A 19896-nucleotide genomic window follows, 5' to 3' on the forward strand; every position below is an offset into this window, starting at 1 on the left:
CGGCGCCGTCGCGGCGCCGGGGAGGAGCGGGTGATGGAGACGCACGGGTACGCCGTGGTGGGTGCCGGACCGATGGGGCTGGCCTGCGTGCGGGCGCTGACCCGGGCCGGGCTGCCGGTGACCGGCCTCGAGCTGCACACCGACGTCGGCGGGCTGTGGGACATCGAGAACCCGCACTCCACGATGTACGACACCGCGCACCTGATCTCCTCGCGGCACATGACCGAGTTCGCCGAGCACCCGATGGACCCCGCGGGCGCGGCGTACCCCCACCACAGCGAGGTGCGCGACTACCTGGCCTCCTACGCCGAGCGCTTCGACCTCCGCTCGCACTACGAGCTCGGCACCCGGGTGATCTCGGCCCGCCCGCACGAGGCCGGCTGGGAGCTGGTCACCGAGCGCGACGGCGAGCAGCGCACCCGCGTCTTCGAGGGCCTCCTGGTCGCCTCCGGCACCCTGCACACGCCGCGGCTGCCGCAGCTGCCCGGCGAGTTCACCGGCACCGTGCTGCACTCCTCGCAGTACCGCTCGCCGTCGGTGTTCACCGGCCAGCGGGTGCTGGTCGTGGGCTGCGGCAACTCCGGCGCCGACATCGCCGTCGACGCGGTGCACCACGCCGCGAGCGTCGACCTGAGCGTGCGCCGCGGCTACCACTTCCTGCCCAAGTTCGTCGCCGGCCGGCCCATCGACAGCCTCGGCGGCAAGGTGCGGCTGCCGCGGGCGGTCAAGCAGCGCGTCGACGGGGCGCTCATCCGCGCGCTTGTCGGCCGGCCCAGCGACTACGGCCTGCCCGACCCCGACTACCGGCTCTACGAGTCGCACCCGGTCGTGAACTCGCTCGTGCTGCACCACCTCGGGCACGGCGACATCACCGCACGCCGCGACATCGCCGCGATCGAGGGCCGCCGGGTCACCTTCGGCGACGGCGAGAGCGCGGAGTACGACGTGCTGCTGCTGGCCACCGGCTACGAGCTCGACTACCCCTTCCTCGACCGCGACGACCTGGCCTGGCCGGTGGGCGCGGACGCGCCGCAGCTCTACCTCAACGTCTTCCACCCCGAGCGCGACGACCTCTTCGTGATGGGGATGGTCGAAGCCACCGGACTGGGCTGGGAGGGCCGGCACCAGCAGGCGCTCCTGGTCGCGCGCTACCTGGCGCACCGCCGGGCCGGCACCGGGGCCACCGACGCCCTCGACCGGGCCCGGCGCGAGCGCTCGACCGAGCGCGAGGACGGCGGCTACGACTACCTGCCGCTGGCCCGGATGGCCTACTACGTCGACAAGCAGACCTACCTCGACGCGCTCTCGGCGCACCTCGACGAGCTGCCCGAGCTGCCCGAACCGCCCACTGCCCCCGCACGGCGCGCCGGCGAGCGGGTGCATGCATGACCGAGATCGCGCTGCCCGACCTGACCCTGCTCAACATCCTGCTCGGCCTGATGATGTTCGGGGTCGCGCTCACCCTGCGCCCGGCCGACTTCGTGCGCATCGTCAAGGCGCCCAGGGCGCCGGCGGCCGGGCTGGTGGCGCAGTTCGTGCTGCTGCCGGCCGGCACCTGCCTGGCGGCCTGGTTGCTGCCGGTCAGCGCCGAGGTCGCGCTCGGGATGATGCTCGTGGCGGCCTGCCCCGGCGGGTCGTTCTCCAACATCCTGACCTGGCTGGCCCGCGGCAACGTGGCGGTCTCGGTCTCGATGACGGCCGTCTCGAGCCTGGCCGCGACCGTGCTGACGCCCCTCAACTTCGCGCTCTACGGCACCCTCAACCCGCGCACCCGCGACCTGATGACCGACATCTCGCTCGACCGGGTCGACCTCCTGCTGCTGGTGCTGCTGGTGCTCGCGCTGCCGATGGCGCTGGGCATGCTGGTCGGGGGTCGGTTCCCGGGCTTCGCCGCGCGCAGCGAGAAGCCGTGGCGGATCGGCTCGATGCTGGTCTTCCTGGCCTTCGTCGCGATCGCGTTCGGCAACAACCTCGACCTCTTCCTCGACGAGATCGGCACCTTCTTCTGGGTCGTGGTCGGCCACAACGCGCTGGCGCTGCTGCTGGGCCAGCTCATCGGCCGCGGCCTGCGGATGCCGGTCAGCGACCGACGCGCGGTCACCCTCGAGGTCGGCATCCAGAACTCCGGGCTGGGCCTGGTCATCGCCTTCACCTTCTTCCCCGAGCTCGGCGGGGTGCTGCTGGTCGCCGCGTTCTGGGGCGTGTGGCACCTGGTCTCCGGGCTCACCCTGGCCCAGGTCTGGTCGCGGCGCCCGCTGCCGGCCGACGACCCGGTGCACCGCGACCCGGTGGGCGCGCGATGAGCCGCCGCGTGGTCGTCACCGGGGCGGCCGGCTACCTGGGCCGCCAGCTGGCGCGGCGTCTCGCGGCGTCGTACGACGTGCTGGGGCTCGACGTGCGCGACCCCGCCGAGGTGGGGCACCCCGACGAGCTCGGCTTCGAGCTGCGCCGCGGCGACGTGCGCGACCCGGCGCTGGTCGAGACGCTGCGCGGCTTCGGCGCCACCCACGTGGTGCACCTGGCCTCGGTGCTGGTGGCCTCGCGCGACCGGGCCCGCGACTTCGACATCGACGTCAACGGCACCCGCAACGTCGTGGAGGCCTGCCTGGGCGCCGGGGTCGAGCACCTCACGGTCACCAGCTCGGGCGCGGCCTACGGCTACCACCCCGACAACCCGGCGTGGATCGACGAGCACGACCCGCTGCGCGGCAACCCCGAGTTCGCCTACAGCGACCACAAGCGACAGGTCGAGGAGCTGCTCGCCGGCTACCGCGAGACCCACCCGCGGCTGCGCCAGCTGGTGCTGCGCCCGGGCACGGTGCTCGGCGACAGCACCGACAACCAGATCACCGGGCTCTTCACCGGTCCCCGCGTGGTCGCGCTGCGCGGCTGCCCCTCGCCGTTCGTGCTGGTCTGGGACCAGGACGTGCTCGGGGTGCTCGAGCAGGGCATCGCCACCGACCATGCCGGCATCTACAACCTCGCCGGCGACGGCGCGCTGACCATGCCCGAGATCGCCGAGCGGCTCGGCAAGCCGCTGCTGGCGCTGCCGGTGCCGCTGGTGCGCGCCGGGCTGCAGGTGCAGCGCTGGCGGGGCCGCCCGGTCGGGCCCGAGCAGGTGGCGTTCCTGCGCTACCGCCCGGTGCTGTCGAACCGCCGGCTCAAGGAGGAGATGGGCTACGTGCCGCAGCGCACCACGCTCGAGGTGCTCGAGGGCTTCGCCCACGCCCGCGGGATGGTGCTGGCGTGAGGGGGACGGCGTGAGCGTGGTCCTGGTGACCGGCGCGGCCTCCGGGCTGGGCTGGGCGATGACCCGGCTGTGGCACGAGGCCGGCCACGAGCTGGTGCTGGCCGACGTCGACGCCGCCAGCCTGGCCGACCGGGTCGCCGGGCTCGACCCCGACCGGGTGCTCGGCGTGGTCACCGACGTGACCGACGCCGGCGACCTGGCGGCGCTGGTCGAGGCGACCCGCGAGCGCTTCGGGCGCCTCGACGTGCTGGTCAACAACGCCGGCATCACCCACCGCAGCCCCGCGCACCGCACCGACCCCGCGGTCTTCCGCACCGTGATGGCCGTCGACTGGCAGGGCCCGGTCGAGCTGACCATGGCGGCGCTGCCGCTGCTGCGCGAGAGCGGCGGCACGGTCGTGTGCATCTCGTCGATGGCGGGCTGGATGCCGGTGCCGGGCCGGGCGGCGTACGGCGCGGCCAAGGCGGCGCTCACCCAGTTCTTCGAGGTGCTGCGCCTCGAGCTGGAGCCCCAGGGCGTGCGGGTGCTGATGGTGCACCCCTCGTTCCTCGACACCCCGATCGACGAGCACGCCCTGGGCGAGGACGGCCGGCCCACCGGGCGCGCCCGCTCGACGGTGGGCCGGATGCGCTCGGCCGACGAGACCGCGGCTCGCATCGACGAGGCGTTGTGGGCCGGTCGTCCGCGGCTCTTCCCCGACCGCGGCACGGTCGTGGCCAGCCTGCTGTGGCGCCTCGCGCCGGCGGCGTACCTGGCGCAGGTGCGCCGGCGCTTCGCCGACGACCTGCGCTAGGCGCGGGGTGACGCCCGCGCGATCATGGGCTCGAGCCGCGCTCTGATGGCGCTGTAGGGCGTCGGGGGCGAAGCCTCCGCCCATCCCGATGTCCGTGCCTGCGGTCGAGGGTGCCGCCCGAGTTCACTGTTGTTCGATGCAGAACTCGTTGCCCTCGGGGTCACGCAGGGTCACCCAGCCGCGATCCTCTGGACCCCTGTGATCCTCGTGGATCGTGGCGCCGAGGCTGACCGCCCGCTCGACCTCCTCGTCGCGGGAGCGCCGGTCGGGCTCCCAGTCCAGGTGAACCCGGTTCTTGACCGATCGCGGCTCGCGGACACGGACGAACAGGAGACCCGGCACTCGGTCCGGCGCTTCGACCAGCACCTCGTCGTCGCCCGCTTCATCGATGTCGGAGATCGGCCAGTCGACCAGTCGGCTCCAGAAGGTCGCCAGCGCCGTAGCCGGAAGGACCGAAAAGCATGGAACGGCCTCTGCTCCGCGGGCGACCCGGCATCGCTCGGTCGTTCGGTCCTTCTGGCTACGGACAACACCCTCATGCCGCGTAGCGCGCGCCCGCGGCCACCCGGTCTGCCGCTTCGAACGTCTGGCAGCGCTGAGCGTGGTGTCCTACTCGCATGAGCGCTGACGATGCCGGTTCGAGCGCAGGTCGCTTCTCGTACGTCGGGGATGGAAGCCCCGATGACGAGCCCCAGGTGACCTACGTCGAGCTGCGATTCCATGAGTACGGCGGTCCCTTCTGGGACCACGAGGGCTGCGTTGGTGACGACTGGGCGTTGTGGGAGCCATTGGGGATGACCAGGCCTACCTACGATGCCTGCATGGGTTGGTCGGGCGACCAGGGGGAGAGGGTTCGGCTCCTCGAGCGATTACGTGCAGAACTGCCCAGCAGCATCGAGGTCGGATCTACCCCGCGCTAGGCACACTCATCGCCAAGGTGGTGCGCGGTCGTGCCGACAGTCATGCACGTGGGTCAGCGGTGACCCAGCAACCATTCGGCGCCCACGACCGGTTGCTGACGCACCGCGGGCGTGGCTGTGCGAATCCCTCAGTGCACCAGCGCGCCGGGCTCGACCTGGCGGGCCGGCTTGCGGCGCGGCAGGAAGAACGCCGGCACCAGCACCAGCGCCACCAGTACCGCGGCGACGGCGAAGGAGCTGCCGAAGGCCTCGGACATGGCGGAGAGGCCCTGGGCCAGCACGCCGGGCTCGACCGGGGTGCCCTCGCGCATCGCGGCCTGGGTCTGTCCGACGGCGGGGGAGTCCTTGAAGCCGTTGGTCAGCAGCACCGAGAAGACGGCCGTGCCGATCGAGGCCGCGACCTGCTGGGTGATGTTCATCAGGGTGGAGCCGCGGGCGATCTCGTGGTCGCTGAGCGTCTGCAGCGCCGAGGTCATGATCGGCATCATCGTGCCGCCCATGCCCAGGCCCATCACGAACAGCGCCCCGAGCAGGTAGGCGTACGACGGGTCGCCGACGCGGGCGAAGGTCTCGCCCAGCTCGACCGCGCCCGGACCGACCGAGACCTGGGTGAACATCACCATCGCCACCACGATCAGGCTGACGCCGGTCATCACGATCTTCCCGGGGCCGATGCGGTCGGTCAGCACGCCGGCGACCGGCATCGTCAGCATCGCGCCGATGCCCTGCGGGGCCAGCAGCAGGCCGGCGCCCAGGGTGGTCTCGTCGCGCAGGAAGAGGAAGTACTGCGGGAAGAGCAGGCTGGCGCCGAAGAAGGCGATCGCGAAGAGCGACATCGCGACCACCGCAGTGGTCAGGGTGCGGTTGCGGAAGAGGTGCAGGTCCATCAGCGGGTGCTCGGGCGGCGCCTTGAGGGTGCGCAGCACGAACGCCGCGACCAGCGCCAGGCCCAGGGCCGCGGTGACCAGCACCTTGCCGGCCAGCACCGTGCCCTCCTCGGGGGTCGAGGAGACGCCGTAGAGGAACAGCGCCAGGCCGGGCGAGAGCAGCAGCATGCCGACGAAGTCGAAGCGCTCCGAGGGTGTGGGCGCGTCGGCGGGCAGCACCTTGGCGGCGTACGCGATGGCGCCGATGCCGATCGGCAGGTTGATCAGGAAGATCCAGTGCCACGAGGCGATGTCGATCAGCCAGCCGCCGAGGATGGGCCCGAAGATCGGCCCGAGCAGCATCGGCACGCCCAGCACCGCCATCACCCGGCCGATCCGGTGCGGGCCGGCGGTGCGGGTCATGATCGTCATACCCAGCGGCATCAGCATGCCGCCGCCCAGGCCCTGGAGCACCCGGAAGAGGGTCAGCATCTCGACGGTCGTGGCCGCCGCGCACAGCAGCGAGCCGGCGGTGAAGAGGGTGACCGCGAGCATGTAGAGCCGCTTGGTGCCGAAGCGGTCGGCCGCCCAGCCGGTCAGCGGGATCACCGTGGCCAGGGCCAGGGTGTAGCCGGTCATCGTCCAGGCGGTCTGTGCCGGAGTGGCGTCGAAGTCGGCCTGGAAGGTCGGCTGCGCCACGCTGACGACGGTGATGTCGAGGATCGACATGATCGCGCCCAGCACGACCACGCCGGCCACGAGCAGCACGTTCCTGTCGAGCTTGTCGTCGTCGGGTCGCGGGGCGGGCGCCGGGGTCGGCGCGGTGTCGGTGCTCACCGGCCAAGGCTAGGTAGGGAGCCCTCTCAGCGCGAGCGGGTATCGGGCTGCCGGGGCGTGTGCTCGCTCACGTCGCTTGCGGGAGTCCCCGCCGAGGTCAGCTGCAGGCGGCCTCGACGGCCGTGACCAGCCGCGGGTCGTCCGGCTCGACGGTCGGGCCGAACCTCGCCACGACCGCACCGTCGGGGGCGACGAGGAACTTCTCGAAGTTCCACCGCACGTCGCCGGCCTCGCCGTCCTGGTCGGGGGTGCGGGTCAGCTCCTCGTAGACCGGGTGCCGCGAGGGGCCGTTGACCTCGATCTTCTCGCTCATCGGGAAGGTGACGCCGTACGTCGCGGAGCAGAAGGTGGCGATCTCGTCGGCGTCGCCGGGCTCCTGGCCGCCGAACTGGTTGCAGGGCAGCCCGACCACGGTGAAGCCCCGCCCGGCGTAGGTCTCGTGCAGCTGCTCGAGGCCGGCGTACTGCGAGGTCAGGCCGCAGCGGCTGGCGACGTTGACCAGCAGCGCGGCTCGGCCGCCGGTCAGGTCGCGCAGGGTGCCCTCGGTGCCGTCGAGGCGGGCCAGCGGTGCGTCGAGGATGCTCATGGCCCCCGAGCCTAGGACGCCCACGACTCGGCCACGACCCGCCCGTGGCCACGTGGTCGGTGGCGGGGGCTAGCGTCGCTCGGGTGAGCTTCGTCCCGGTCACCGGCACCGCGACGTTCCTGCCGGCCGACCCGCCGCGCGAGGGCGTCGTGGAGTTCGTCGACGCCCGGCGCACCGTGGCGCTGCCGGTGCGCGCGGCCCTGCCTGTGCTGACCAAGGCCCACGCCCGCGACGACCTGCACCCCAGCGTCGGACTGCTCTCGGGCGCGGTGCTGCTCGGCATGCGCCTGGTCGCGGCCGGTGCGTTCGAGCCCGCGCCCGCCGACGGCCGCCCCCCGCAGTGGCGGGTGGCGCCGCTGGGCGACGACGACGAGGACCGGGTGCGGATGCTGGCCCGGGCCCGCGCTCACGACGGCTGCGACGAGGCCGAGGCCGAGCAGGTCGTACGCCGCGTGCTCGACGCCGTGGTCGACGCGATGCCGCGCGGGGCGCCGGTCGCGCCCGCCCGGCCGGCGCGCCCTCGGCCCGGGCTCGTCGACCGCCCCGGGGCGCCGGCCACGGGGGAGGGCGGCCTGGAGCCCTCGGCCGACTTCCGCGACCGGCTGCAGCGCCGGATCGCCCGGCACCGCCACGCGGGGCAGCTGCCGCACCTGGTGACCGTCAGCCTGCGGGTCGAGGCCGACGAGGAGGAGCTGCTCGGCGGCACCGTGCGGGTGGTCCTGCAGGTGCACGACGAGCGCGACCCGCTGCACGTCACCGACGCCGCGTCGCTGTGGCTCGACGAGCCCGAGGAGCACGGCTTCGGCGAGCGGGCCCGCACCCACGCCACCATCGCGCTGCGCGCCGCCGCCGAGGCGTGGCCGGTGCTCGAGCGGCTGCTCGAGCTGCGGGTGCCCGACCAGCTGACGCTCGACTCCGACGAGCTGGTCAGCCTGCTCGACGACGGGGTCGCCGCGCTGGCCGCCGTCGGCGTCGACGTGCTGTGGCCCAAGAGCCTGGGCCGCGAGCTGACCACCCGCGCCGTGCTCGACAAGGCGCCCCGCAGCACCGGCCCGCGCGAGGAGCCCCTGCAGACCGGGCTGCTGACGCCCGAGAGCATGTTCGCCTTCCAGTGGCAGGTGGCGCTGCACGGCGACCCGCTCACGCCCGAGGAGATGGACCAGCTCGCCGAGGCCGCGTCGCCGGTGATGAAGCTGCGTGGCGCCTGGACCGTCGTCGATCCCGCCGTGGCCCGTCGGGCCCGCAGGCGGCTGGTCCGCGAGGTCCGGCCCGCCGAGGCCCTGGCCGGTGCGCTCACCGGCGTCGCGGCCGTCGAGCGCGGCGCCGAGAGCCAGGAGAGCGTGGTGGTGGGCGCCAGCCTGCTGCAGGTGCGCGACCGGATCACCAGCGCCGCCACCCGCGACCCGGTGGAGCCGCCCGCGGGCCTGGCCGCCACCCTGCGCGACTACCAGCGGCACGGACTGACCTGGCTGGCCGACCTCACGTCGTACGGCCTCGGGGCCTGCCTGGCCGACGACATGGGCCTGGGCAAGACCGTGCAGGTCATCGCCCTGCACCTGCACCGGGTCGAGGCAGCGCGCGCCGAGGGCCGCGAGCCGCTGCCGACTCTGGTGGTCTGCCCGACCAGCCTGCTCGGCAACTGGGAGGCCGAGGTGCGGCGCTTCGCCCCCGGCGTTCCGGTGCGGCGCTTCCACGGCTCGGCCCGCAGCCTCGGCGACCTCGAGGCGGGGCTCGACGGCGACCCGGGCTTCGTGCTGACCACCTACGGCACGATGCGCAGCGACGCGAAGGATCCCGACACCTCGACGCTGCGCCCGGTGGCGTGGGGGGTCGTGGTCGCCGACGAGGCCCAGCACGTGAAGAATCCGCGCGCCGCGACAGCCCGGATGCTGCGCACCCTGACCAGCCAGGCCCGGGTCGCGCTGACCGGTACCCCCGTCGAGAACGACCTGACCGAGCTGTGGGCGATCCTCGACTGGGCGATCCCCGGCCTGCTCGGCAGCCGCAACGCCTTCCGGCGGGTCTGGGCCGCGCCCATCGAGACGGGCGAGGAGCCGACGAAGGCGCGCCAGTTCGCCGACCTGATCGCGCCGTTCCTGCTGCGCCGCCGCAAGTCCGACCCCGGCATCGCCCCCGAGCTGCCGCCCAAGACCGAGACCGACCACCCGCTGAGCCTGACCCGCGAGCAGGTGGTGCTCTACGAGGCGTTCGTGCGCGACACGATGGAGCGCATCGAGCGGGCCGACCCCGACTCGCGCCGCGGGCTGGTGCTGATGCTGCTGACCGGGCTCAAGCAGATCTGCAACCACCCCGCCCACTTCCTCAAGCAGGCCGGCGGCCGGCTGGGCGGGCGCTCCGAGAAGCTCGACCTGCTCGACGAGCTCGTCGGCACGGTGCTCGCCGAGGACGGCGCCGTGCTCGTCTTCACCCAGTACGTCGCCATGGCCCGGCTGCTCGAGCGGCACCTGGCCGTCAGCGGGGTGCCCACCCAGCTGCTGCACGGCGGCACACCGGTGCGCGAGCGCGAGGCGATGGTGCGCCGCTTCCAGGACGCCCCGCCCGGCGAGGCGCCGGTCTTCCTGCTCTCGCTCAAGGCCGGCGGCACCGGCCTCAACCTGACCCGCGCCGACCACGTCGTGCACTTCGACCGCTGGTGGAACCCCGCCGTCGAGGAGCAGGCCACCGACCGGGCCTACCGGATCGGGCAGACCCGACCCGTGCAGGTGCACCGCCCCGTGGTGCGCGGCACCATCGAGGAGAAGGTCGCCGAGCTGCTCACCCGCAAGCGCGCCCTGGCCGACGCGGTGCTCGGCAACGGCGAGGCCGCGCTGACCGAGCTCAGCGACGACGAGCTGCGCGACCTGGTCACCCTGCGCCGGGAGGACTGAGCCGTGCCCGGGGCGGGTGCGGGCGCCACGACCGTGGTGCACCCGCGGCTGCCGCCGCGCCGCCGCACGACCCGCGCCGACCGGTGGTGGGGCAAGGCCTGGGTGCGTGCGGTCGATGAGTCGGCGTACGCCGAGGCCGACCTGGTCGCGGGCCGCTCGCTGGCCCGCTCGGGCCGGGTGGGGGCCATCGAGGTGGGCCCCGGCTCGGCCGTCACGGTCGTCGAGGACCGCGGGGGCCGGTGGCGGGTCGAGGTCGCGGTGCCGGTGCTCGACGACGCCGGCGCCGACGCGCTGGTCGAGACCGTGGCCGCACAGTCCGGCCGGGTGACGTCGCTGCTGGCCGGCGACCTGCCCCACGAGCTGGTCGAGCACGCCGAGGAGGCCGGCGTCGAGCTGCTGCCCTACGGCGGCGAGCTCGAGACCACCTGCAGCTGCGAGGGCTGGGTCGACCCGTGCGTGCACGCGCTGGCGGTGCTGCACCAGCTCACCTGGCTGCTCGAGGCCGACCCGTTCGTGCTGCTGCACCTGCGCGGCACCGGCCGCGAGGAGCTGCTCGCCCGGCTGCACGCCCGCACCCCCGCCGCTGCCGGCGGCGGCGACGGTGACGCCGAGCCCGACGACGACCTGACCACGGCGTACGACGCAGCCGCGCGCGCCGCGCGGCTGCTCGAGCTCGTCGCCGGGGTCGAGGAGGGGCCCGGCGGCGGGCCGCCCGACATCGACCACCTGCTCTGAGCCGTGTCCTGTTCTGGTGACGTGCGCCCGGAGCCGTTGCCGGCGGGTCGTTCCGGGCGTAGCGTGACGAGGCTGCCGGCGTACCGCTGCGGTCCCGGCGCGGCGCTGGAGGCCATCGTGCAGACCGACGAGCTCGCCGACCACCTCGTGGGCTCCGTCCTGGGCGCCCTCGACGTGCTGAACATCGCCGTCGGCGCCCACTTCGGCCTCTACGAGGTGCTGCACCGCCGGGCGTGCACGCCGGGCGAGGCGGCCGCGGCGTCGGGGATGGCTCCCCGCTACGCCCGCGAGTGGCTCGAGCAGCAGTGCGTCGCGGGCCTGGTCGACGTCGACGACGCCTCCCTGCCCGCCGACGACCGGAGCTACCGGGTCAGCGACGAGCACGCGGCGGTGCTGGCCGACCGCGACAGTCTGGCCTACCTGACGCCGTTCGCGCAGGTGGTGGCCGCCGCCGGCGCCCAGCTGCCGCGCCTGCTGGACGCCTACGCCTCGGGTGGGGGCGTGCCGTGGGACGCCTACGGCCCGGCCATGCGCGAGGCGCAGGCCGACGCCAACCGGCCCCTGTTCCTGCGGCTCCTGGGCTCGCAGTGGCTGCCGTCCCTGCCCGAGGTGCACGCCGCGCTGTCGGCGGGAGGCCGGGTGGCCGACCTCGGGTGCGGCGACGGCTGGGCCTCGATCGGCGTGGGGCTGGCCTATCCCGCCGCGCAGGTCGACGGCTACGACATCGACGCCGCGTCGGTCGAGGCCGCGACCGCCCACGCGGCCGCGCACGGCCTGGCCGGACGGGTGCGCTTCCACCTCGCCGACGCGGCCACGGCTGCGGCCGGGTCCTACGACCTGGTCCTGGCGATGGAGTGCGTCCACGACCTCGCCGACCCCGTCGCGGTGCTGGCCTCCGCGCGACGCCTGGTCACCGAGGGCGGCAGCGTGGTGGTGATGGACGAGCGGGTGCCAGACGAGTTCACGGGCCCGGGGGACCCGACCGAGCAGATGATGTACGGGATCTCCATGCTGGTCTGCCTGCCCGACTCGCTCTCCCACGCGCCGTCGGTCGCCACCGGCACCGTCATGCGGGCCCCGGTGCTGCGCGGCTACGCCCGGGAGGCGGGCTTCGCCGACGTCGAGGTGCTGCCCATCGAGCACGACGTCTTCCGATTCTACCGCCTCGTCGCCTGAGCCGGGCCGCTGGCCCCGCGGCGTAGCGTGGGGAGCATGAGCGTGAGCACCTCCGACGACCTGCGACTGGGCACCCGCTTCGCCGACGTGCTCCCCGAGCTGGCGGTGCGCTGGAAGGCCGAGGAGGCCCCCGAGCCGCGGCTGGTGGTCCTCAACGAGCCGCTGGCGCACGAGCTGGGTCTCGACCCGGACTGGTTGCGCAGCGACGACGGCGTGGCGCTGCTGGTCGGTGCCGTGCTGCCCGAGGGAGCCACGCCGGTGGCGCAGGGCTACGCGGGCCACCAGTTCGGCGGCTACTCGCCCCGGCTGGGCGACGGCCGGGCGCTGCTGCTCGGCGAGCTGGCCGGCCCCGACGGCGAGCTGCGCGACCTGCACCTCAAGGGCTCGGGGCGCACCCCCTGGGCGCGCGGCGGCGACGGGCTCGCCGCGCTCGGGCCGATGCTGCGCGAGCACGTCATCAGCGAGGCGATGCACGCCCTGGGCATCCCCACCACGCGGTCGCTCGCGGTGGTGGCCACCGGCCGGGCGGTGCACCGCGACCAGGTGCTGCCCGGCGCCGTGCTCGCCCGCGTCGCGGCCAGCCACCTGCGGGTCGGCAGCTTCCAGTACGCCCGCGCCAGCGGCGACCTCGACCTGCTGCGGCGCCTGGCCGACCACGCGATCGAGCGCCACCACCCGGCCGCCCGCGAGGCCGGCCCCGGGGGTGCGGCGTACCTCGCGCTGCTGGAGGGCGTCGTCGAGGCGCAGGCCCGCCTGGTCGCGCAGTGGGTGCTGGTCGGCTTCGTGCACGGCGTGATGAACACCGACAACATGACGATCTCGGGCGAGAGCATCGACTACGGGCCGTGCGCGTTCCTCGACGCCTACGACCCGTCGACCGTCTTCAGCTCGATCGACACCGGTGGGCGCTACGCCTTCCGCAACCAGCCCGCGGCCGCGCAGTGGAACCTGGCGCGGCTCGCCGAGGCCCTGCTGCCGCTGATCGACGACGACGAGGAGCGCGCGATCGCGGCGGCCACCGCGACGCTCGAGCGCTTCGCGACGGCGTACGCCGACGCCTTCACCGACGGTGCGGCCGCCAAGCTGGGCCTGCCCGAGGGGCTGGAGCGAGCCCTGGTGGCCCCGCTCGTCGAGGACCTGCTGGCGCTGATGGCCGCCGCCCGGGTCGACCACACGTCGTTCTGGCGCTCGCTGGGCGAGGCCGCCCGAGGCGACGCCGAGGGCGTGCGCGGGGTGGTGCTCGACCTGCCCGGGCTCGACGCCTGGCTGGAGCGCTGGCGCGCGCTCGACCCCGATGCCGACGCGATGGACCGGGTCAACCCCGTCTACGTGCCGCGCAACCACCTCGTCGAGGAGGCGCTCGACGCCGCGACCGCAGGCGACCTCGCACCGCTGCACCGCCTGCTCGAGGCCGTGACCGCGCCGTACGACGAGCGGCCGGGGCTCGAGGACCACGCCCGGCCCGGCCCGGAGGGCGCCGGGCCCTACGTGACGTTCTGCGGCACCTGAGCCACGCCGGCCGGCTCCAGGCCCAGGGCCCCCAGCGCCATCCGGTGCAGCAGCTCGCCCATCGCGTGGTCGGGCAGCAGGGCGCTGTGCGGGGTGGAGTTGAGCAGCCCGAAGGTGGCGTGCGCCATCGACCGCGCCTGCTCGAGGCCGAGACCGGGGTGGACCGCCCGCAGCTCGGCGGCCCAGACGTCGACGTAGGCGCGCTGCAGGGCGCGCACCTGCTCGCGGGCCTGCTCGGGCAGCGACTCCCAGTCGCGGTCCTGCACGACGATGAGCGGGCGGTGGCGCAGCGCGAAGTCGACGTGCCAGTCGACCAGCGCCACCACCGCGGCCCGGGCGTCGGGGGCCGCGGCCACCCGCTCGCGGCCCACCTCGAGCAGCTGCTCGCTGATGGAGACCAGCATCGCGGCCAGCACGGCGTCCTTGGAGGCGAAGTGCTTGTAGAGCGCCGGCCCCGAGACCCCGCACGCCGCGCCCAGGTCGGCGACCGAGACCCCGTGGAAGCCGCGCTTGGCGAAGAGCTCGGCCGCGGTGGCCAGGATCTGCTCGCGCCGGGACATGCCTCGAGGTTAGCGCCCGATAACCGCGACCCGGCCCCAATCTCGCGCCCACCCGGCCCGAACCGGCACCCCGGAGGAAGTTCGGGCCGGCTCGGTGCGAGATAGGGGCCGGGTCAGGGTGGTGGCGCAGGTTAATGATCGCTAACCTGAGCGCGTGAGCGATCTCAAGGACCTCGTCGCCGACCTGCGCGAGCGGCTGGCGACGGCACGGACGGGCGGCAGCGAGTCGGCGCGGGCCAAGCACACCGGGCGCGGCAAGATGCTGGCCCGCGAGCGCGTCGACCGGCTGCTCGACACCGGCAGCCCCTTTCTCGAGCTCAGCCCGCTCGCGGCCACCGAGATGTACGGCGCGCCGGGGGAGACGCCGGTGCCCAGCGCCGGCATCGTCACCGGCATCGGCCGCATCCACGGGCGCGAGTGCGTCATCGTGGCCAACGACGCCACCGTCAAGGGCGGCACCTACTACCCGATGACGGTCAAGAAGCACCTGCGCGCCCAGACCATCGCGGCCGAGAACCACCTGCCCTGCGTCTACCTCGTCGACTCCGGCGGGGCGTTCCTGCCGATGCAGGACGAGGTCTTCCCCGACCGCGAGCACTTCGGCCGGATCTTCTTCAACCAGGCGAACATGTCGGCCGCCGGCATCCCGCAGATCGCCAGCGTGATGGGCTCGTGCACCGCCGGCGGCGCCTACGTGCCGGCGATGAGCGACGAGACCGTCATCGTCAAGGAGCAGGGCACGATCTTCCTGGGCGGCCCGCCGCTGGTGAAGGCGGCCACCGGCGAGGTCGTGACCGCCGAGGAGCTCGGGGGCGGCGACGTGCACGCCCGCACCTCCGGCGTGGTCGACCACCTCGCCGACGACGACGCCCACGCGCTCGACATCGTGCGCAGCGTCATCGGCACCCTGCCCCCCGCGCGGCCGCACCGCACCGCGGCCGCCGAGGTCGAGGAGCCGCACGAGCCGCCCGAGTCGCTCTACGACGTGGTGCCCACCGACACCCGCACGCCCTACGACGTGCGCGAGGTGATCCGGCGCGTCGTCGACGGCAGCCGCTTCCACGAGTTCAAGAAGCTCTACGGCGACACCCTGGTCTGCGGCTTCGCGCGGATCTGGGGCCACGAGGTCGGCATCGTGGCCAACAACGGCATCCTCTTCAGCGAGTCCGCCCTCAAGGGCGCGCACTTCATCGAGCTGTGCAACCAGCGCGGCATCCCGCTGGTCTTCCTGCAGAACATCTCCGGCTTCATGGTCGGGCGCGAGTACGAGAACAACGGGATCGCCCGCGACGGCGCCAAGCTCGTCACCGCGGTCGCCTGCAGCGTGGTCCCCAAGTTCACCGTCGTCATCGGCGGCTCGTACGGCGCCGGCAACTACGGCATGTGCGGGCGGGCCTACGACCCGCGCTTCCTGTGGATGTGGCCCAACGCCCGGATCTCGGTGATGGGCGGCGAGCAGGCCGCCGGCGTGCTCTCCACCGTGCGCCGCGACGGGCTGGAGGCCCGCGGGGAGGAGTGGAGCGCCGAGGACGAGGAGCAGTTCAAGGCCCCGATCCGCGAGCAGTACGAGACCCAGGGCTCGCCCTACTACGCCACCGCGCGGCTGTGGGACGACGGCGTCATTGACCCCGCCGACACCCGCCGCGTGCTCGGGATGGGCCTCGCGGCCACGGCGTACACGCCGATCCCCGAGCCCCGCTACGGCATCTTCAGGATGTGAGGACCTCCATGAACACGCTCCTGGTCGCCAACCGCGGCGAGATCGCCCGCCGGGTCCTGGCCACCGCGCGCCGCCTCGGCTGGCGCACCGTGGCCCTGCACACCGACCTCGACGCCGGCGCGTTGCACGTCACCGAGGCCGACGTCGCGGTGCGGGTCGGCTCCTACCTCGACATCGAGGAGGTGGTCGCCGCCGCGCGCGAGAGCGGTGCCGGCTTCGTGCACCCCGGCTACGGCTTCCTCTCCGAGCGGGCGCCCTTCGCCCGCGCGCTGGCCGAGGCCGGCATCACCCTGGTCGGCCCGACCGCCGAGGTGATGGACGCGATGGGCCGCAAGGACGCCGCGCGCGACATCGCCGTCGCTGCGGGCGTGCCCGTGGTGCCGTCGTACGACCTGGCCGACGACCCGGCCTCCTTCGCCTACCCGGTGCTGGTCAAGGCCGCGGCCGGCGGTGGCGGCAAGGGCATGCGGGTGGTCCGCTCTGCCGGCGAGTACGCCGAGGCGCTGGGCGCCGCGCAGCGCGAGGCGCGCTCGTCGTTCGGCGACGACACCATGCTGATCGAGAAGTACGTCGAGTCGGGCCGCCACGTCGAGGTGCAGGTCATGGGCGACACCCACGGCCACGTGGTGCACCTCTTCGAGCGCGACTGCTCGACCCAGCGCCGGCACCAGAAGGTGCTGGAGGAGGCCCCGGCCCCGACGATCAGCGAGGAGCAGCGGTCCGCGATCACCGCCTCGGCCGTCGCGCTGGCCGCGCAGGTCGGCTACACCGGTGCGGGCACCGTCGAGTTCCTCCTCGACAACGACACGGGCGAGTTCTACTTCCTCGAGATGAACACCCGTCTGCAGGTCGAGCACCCGGTCACCGAGGAGGTGGCGCGGGTGCGCAACGAGCGGGTCGACCTGGTCGCGCTGCAGCTGCAGGTCGCGACCGGTGAGCCGCTCGGCTTCACCCAGGACGACGTCACCCTCGAGGGCCACGCGATCGAGGCGCGGGTCTACGCCGAGGACTCCTTCGGCGGGTTCCTGCCCCAGGCCGGCACCGCCACGCTGGTGCGCTGGCCGGCGAGCGTCGAGCGCGAGGGCGCCCGGGTGCGCGTCGACCACGCCCTCGTCTCGGGCCAGGAGGTCTCCACCGCCTACGACCCGATGCTCGGCAAGGTCGTCGTGTGGGGAGTGGACCGCGAGGCGGCCCGCACCGGCCTGGTCGCGGCCCTCGACGACACCGCCGTGCTCGGGCTGACCACCAACACCGGCTTCCTGCGGGCGCTGGCGGCGGGGGAGGAGTTCCGCGACGCCCGCATCGACACCGCCTGGCTCGACCGGCACGACGTGCCCGCCCCCGACGGCGACCTGGCCCGCGTCCTCGCGGCCTGGACCCAGGTGCTGCTCGACACCGGGGAGGCCGACGCGCCGGCGGGCGGCCCCGCGGTCGCGCGGCCCACCGGCCCCTGGCACGCCGACGGGTGGCGGTTGGGCGCCGACCCGGCGCCCGACACGGTGACGCTCGACGGCACCAGTCTCGTGGTCGACCGGCACCGCGGCCTGGTCGACGACCACCGGGTCCGCACCGTCTCGCTCGCCGACCACACGGTGCACCTGATCGTCGACGGCCACGCCGAGCACGCCGTGCTCGACGTGCGCTCCGGCGACGTCGAGGTCGCCCACCGCGGGCAGCGCTGGGCCTGGCAGCGCCCCGATCCGTTCGCCGACCACGGCCCCGAGGTCGGCGACGGCTCGCTGGTCGCGCCGATGCCCGGCACCGTCCTCGACGTCCGCGTCGAGCAGGGCCAGCAGGTCGCCGAGGGCGACGTGCTCGGTGTCCTCGAGGCGATGAAGATGGAGCTGGCCCTGACCGCGCCGTTCGCCGGCACCGTCACCACGGTCGACGCCGAGACGGGACGCCAGGTGCCCCTGGGGCACGTGTTGTTCCACGTGGAACCAAGCGACCAGGAGGGGGAGCAGGCATGACCCACCGCGAGCCCGCGATCGGCGCGCTGCCCATGCGGGTCCCGGCGCCCGGCCTGCCCGAGCGGGTCACGATCTACGAGGTCGGGCCCCGCGACGGCCTGCAGAACGAGCAGGCGCTGGTGCCGCTGGAGACCAAGGCGACGTTCGTGCGCCGCCTGGTCGCCGCCGGCCTGCCCGTCGTCGAGGCCACCAGCTTCGTGCACCCGAAGTGGGTGCCGCAGCTGGCCGACGCCGCCGACCTGGTGGCGCTGCTCGAGTCCGACGACCAGCTCGGCGACCGGGCCCGCGACCTGCCGGTCCTGGTGCCCAACGAGCGCGGCCTCGACCGGGCGCTCGAGCTCGGGATGCGCCACGTGGCGATCTTCGGATCGGCCACCGAGACCTTCGCCGCCAAGAACCTCAACCGCACCCTGGCCGGCCAGATGGAGATGTTCGAGCCGACCGTGGCCCGCGCCCGCGAGGCCGGCCTCGACGTGCGCGCCTACGTCTCGATGTGCTTCGGCGACCCCTGGGAGGGCCCGGTGCCGATCGACCAGGTCGTCACGGCCGGGCGCCAGCTGCTCGACCTCGGCGCCTCCCAGCTCAGCCTCGGCGACACCATCGGGGTCGGCACCGCCGGCCACGTCACCGCCCTCGTCGAGGCCTTCGCCGCGGCCGGCGTCGGCCCCGAGCGGCTCGCGCTGCACTTCCACGACACCTACGGCCAGGCGCTGAGCAACGTCCAGGCCGGGCTGCGCGCCGGCGTGACGACGTACGACGCCTCGGCCGGCGGTCTGGGCGGTTGCCCCTACGCCGTCAGCGCCACCGGCAACCTCGCGACCGAGGACCTCGTCTGGCTGCTCGACGGCCTGGGCGTCGAGCACGGCGTCGACCTCGGGGCCCTCGTGGCCACCAGCGCGTGGATGGCCGGCGAGCTCGGGCGCCCCAGCCCGTCGGCCGTCGTTCGGGCCCTCGGCGCCGATCGGGCACAATCACCCGCGTGAGCAACCGACGCGTCTACCTGCACATCGGCGCGCCGAAGACCGGCACGACGTACCTGCAGGACCGGCTCGCCCGCAACACCAGGTCGCTGTCGTCGCACGGCGTCACGCTGCCGACCCGCAGCCCGGTGGTCAGCCCGGGGCTCTTCCACTTCCGCGCCGCGCTCGACCTGCTCGGCCAGGACTGGGGCGGCGAGCCCGGCCACGCCGAGGGCAGCTGGGACGCCCTGGTGCGCCGGGTCCGGCGCTCCAGCGGCACCGTCATCATCAGCCACGAGATCCTCGCGCCGGCCCCGGCCGAGGCGGTGGCCCGCGCCAAGCGCGAGCTCGGCGGCGGCGAGGACGTGCACGTCGTCTACTCCGCGCGCGACCTGGGCCGCCAGCTGCCGGCGGCCTGGCAGGAGAGCATCAAGCAGGGCCGCAAGTGGACCTACCGGCAGTTCCTCAAGAAGGTGCGCCAGCGCCAGCCGTGGTTCTACCGCTCCTTCGACCTGCCCTCCGTGCTCGGCACCTGGAGCGCGGGCCTGCCGCCCGAGAACGTGCACGTCGTCACGGTGCCCCAGCGCGGCGGCGCCACCGCGCCCGACGCGCTGTGGCAGCGCTTCTGCGCCGCCTTCGACATCGACCCCGCGTGGGCGCCCGAGGAGTCCGAGCGGCGCAACCCCTCGCTGGGGGCCGCCGAGACCGTGCTGCTGCGCCGGCTCAACAAGCGGCTGGGGCGTCGTACCCGCCGCGAGATCACCTACGACGTGCTGGTGCGCGACCTGCTCGCCGAGCAGGAGCTGGCCGGCCGCAAGGGCGCCGCGCCGCTCGGCCTGCCGCCCAAGATGTACGACTGGGCCGACGAGGAGGCCGAGCGCTGGATCGAGTACGTCGAGGGCTCGGGCGTGCAGGTGCTCGGCGACGTGGCCGACCTGCGCCCGCAGCGCCCGGCCGACGGCACGTGGGTCAACCCCGACAAGATCCCGGCTCGCGACGAGCTCGCCGTGGCGATCGACGCGCTGACGGCGATGACCCGCGAGGCCGCCCGGCGCGAGGACCCCGACCAGCAGCTGGTCAACCGGGTGCGCACCCAGGCCCGCCGCCTGCGCGACCAGTGAGGCGCC

At 74.1% G+C, this 19896-nt stretch carries 16 protein-coding genes; 12 read left to right on the top strand and 4 right to left on the bottom strand.

The genetic code is table 11. The features are described 5' to 3' along the window. The first annotated feature begins 33 nt into the window (after window positions 1–33). The 4 genes from QWJ41_RS18875 to QWJ41_RS18890 are packed head-to-tail and all read left to right on the top strand — an operon-like array spanning window position 34 to window position 4043. Window positions 34–1389 (top strand): flavin-containing monooxygenase, encoded by a 1356-nt coding sequence (locus tag QWJ41_RS18875; protein WP_302710040.1) that lies wholly within the window; start codon window positions 34–36, stop codon window positions 1387–1389. After that, window positions 1386–2303 carry a bile acid:sodium symporter family protein gene (locus QWJ41_RS18880; RefSeq protein ID WP_302710041.1) on the top strand — a complete coding sequence of 306 codons (918 nt, stop codon included), beginning with the start codon at window positions 1386–1388 and terminating at the stop codon, window positions 2301–2303. The genes QWJ41_RS18875 and QWJ41_RS18880 overlap by 4 nt, the downstream gene beginning before the upstream one ends. Then, window positions 2300–3250 carry an SDR family oxidoreductase gene (locus tag QWJ41_RS18885; protein ID WP_302710042.1) on the top strand — a complete coding sequence of 317 codons (951 nt, stop codon included), beginning with the start codon at window positions 2300–2302 and terminating at the stop codon, window positions 3248–3250. Before QWJ41_RS18880 ends, QWJ41_RS18885 begins: the two co-directional genes overlap by 4 nt. A 10-nt stretch (window positions 3251–3260) precedes the next feature. After that, window positions 3261–4043: an SDR family NAD(P)-dependent oxidoreductase gene (locus QWJ41_RS18890; protein WP_302710043.1), complete on the top strand. Its 783-nt coding sequence runs from the start codon at window positions 3261–3263 to the stop codon at window positions 4041–4043. A gap of 123 nt (window positions 4044–4166) precedes the next feature. Here QWJ41_RS18890 and QWJ41_RS18895 read toward each other — a convergent pair whose 3' ends face one another. The 3 genes from QWJ41_RS18895 to QWJ41_RS18905 all read right to left on the bottom strand — a co-directional run bounded on the left by QWJ41_RS18895 (window position 4167) and on the right by QWJ41_RS18905 (window position 7252). Beyond that, on the bottom strand, window positions 4167–4478 hold the full coding sequence (locus QWJ41_RS18895) for a VOC family protein (protein WP_336623303.1): 312 nt from the start codon (window positions 4476–4478) through the stop codon (window positions 4167–4169). A 613-nt stretch (window positions 4479–5091) separates the two neighbouring features. Then, window positions 5092–6666, bottom strand: coding sequence for a DHA2 family efflux MFS transporter permease subunit (locus QWJ41_RS18900; protein ID WP_302710044.1), 1575 nt, complete (start codon window positions 6664–6666; stop codon window positions 5092–5094). A gap of 97 nt (window positions 6667–6763) precedes the next feature. After that, complete coding sequence (locus QWJ41_RS18905; RefSeq protein WP_302710045.1) at window positions 6764–7252, bottom strand: glutathione peroxidase; 489 nt, start codon at window positions 7250–7252, stop codon at window positions 6764–6766. 83 nt (window positions 7253–7335) lie between these two features. On the opposite strand from QWJ41_RS18905, the gene QWJ41_RS18910 reads away from it, so the two are divergent. The 4 genes from QWJ41_RS18910 to QWJ41_RS18925 all read left to right on the top strand — a co-directional run bounded on the left by QWJ41_RS18910 (window position 7336) and on the right by QWJ41_RS18925 (window position 13560). Then, complete coding sequence (locus QWJ41_RS18910; RefSeq protein WP_302710046.1) at window positions 7336–10140, top strand: DEAD/DEAH box helicase; 2805 nt, start codon at window positions 7336–7338, stop codon at window positions 10138–10140. A gap of 3 nt (window positions 10141–10143) precedes the next feature. Next, the gene (locus QWJ41_RS18915) at window positions 10144–10875 is read left to right on the top strand and encodes an SWIM zinc finger family protein (protein WP_302710047.1); all 732 of its coding nucleotides are present in this window, start codon (window positions 10144–10146) and stop codon (window positions 10873–10875) included. A 63-nt stretch (window positions 10876–10938) separates the two neighbouring features. Beyond that, window positions 10939–12051 carry a class I SAM-dependent methyltransferase gene (locus tag QWJ41_RS18920; protein ID WP_302710048.1) on the top strand — a complete coding sequence of 371 codons (1113 nt, stop codon included), beginning with the start codon at window positions 10939–10941 and terminating at the stop codon, window positions 12049–12051. A 36-nt stretch (window positions 12052–12087) separates the two neighbouring features. Then, window positions 12088–13560, top strand: coding sequence for a protein adenylyltransferase SelO (locus QWJ41_RS18925; protein ID WP_302710049.1), 1473 nt, complete (start codon window positions 12088–12090; stop codon window positions 13558–13560). On the opposite strand, the gene QWJ41_RS18930 is transcribed toward QWJ41_RS18925, so the two are convergent. Next, window positions 13536–14120 (bottom strand): SACE_7040 family transcriptional regulator, encoded by a 585-nt coding sequence (locus QWJ41_RS18930; protein ID WP_302710050.1) that lies wholly within the window; start codon window positions 14118–14120, stop codon window positions 13536–13538. The two genes, QWJ41_RS18925 and QWJ41_RS18930, sit on opposite strands and share 25 nt — an antisense overlap. A 154-nt stretch (window positions 14121–14274) precedes the next feature. Here QWJ41_RS18930 and QWJ41_RS18935 point away from each other — a divergent pair, with 154 nt between their 5' ends. From QWJ41_RS18935 to QWJ41_RS18950, 4 genes are read left to right on the top strand one after another with little or no spacing between them, the layout of a single operon-like run. After that, window positions 14275–15840: a carboxyl transferase domain-containing protein gene (locus QWJ41_RS18935; RefSeq protein ID WP_302710051.1), complete on the top strand. Its 1566-nt coding sequence runs from the start codon at window positions 14275–14277 to the stop codon at window positions 15838–15840. An 8-nt stretch (window positions 15841–15848) separates the two neighbouring features. After that, a complete protein-coding gene (locus QWJ41_RS18940; RefSeq protein WP_302710053.1) occupies window positions 15849–17810 on the top strand; it encodes an acetyl/propionyl/methylcrotonyl-CoA carboxylase subunit alpha in 1962 nt (653 codons plus the stop codon). Continuing rightward, window positions 17807–18793, top strand: coding sequence for a hydroxymethylglutaryl-CoA lyase (locus QWJ41_RS18945; RefSeq protein WP_302710054.1), 987 nt, complete (start codon window positions 17807–17809; stop codon window positions 18791–18793). The genes QWJ41_RS18940 and QWJ41_RS18945 overlap by 4 nt, the downstream gene beginning before the upstream one ends. Then, window positions 18790–19890, top strand: a complete 1101-nt coding sequence (locus tag QWJ41_RS18950; RefSeq protein ID WP_302710055.1) for a hypothetical protein — start codon at window positions 18790–18792, stop codon at window positions 19888–19890. Before QWJ41_RS18945 ends, QWJ41_RS18950 begins: the two co-directional genes overlap by 4 nt. Window positions 19891–19896 lie beyond the last annotated feature (6 nt).

This window comes from Nocardioides cremeus, assembly GCF_030518195.1.
Taxonomy (GTDB): domain Bacteria; phylum Actinomycetota; class Actinomycetes; order Propionibacteriales; family Nocardioidaceae; genus Nocardioides; species Nocardioides cremeus.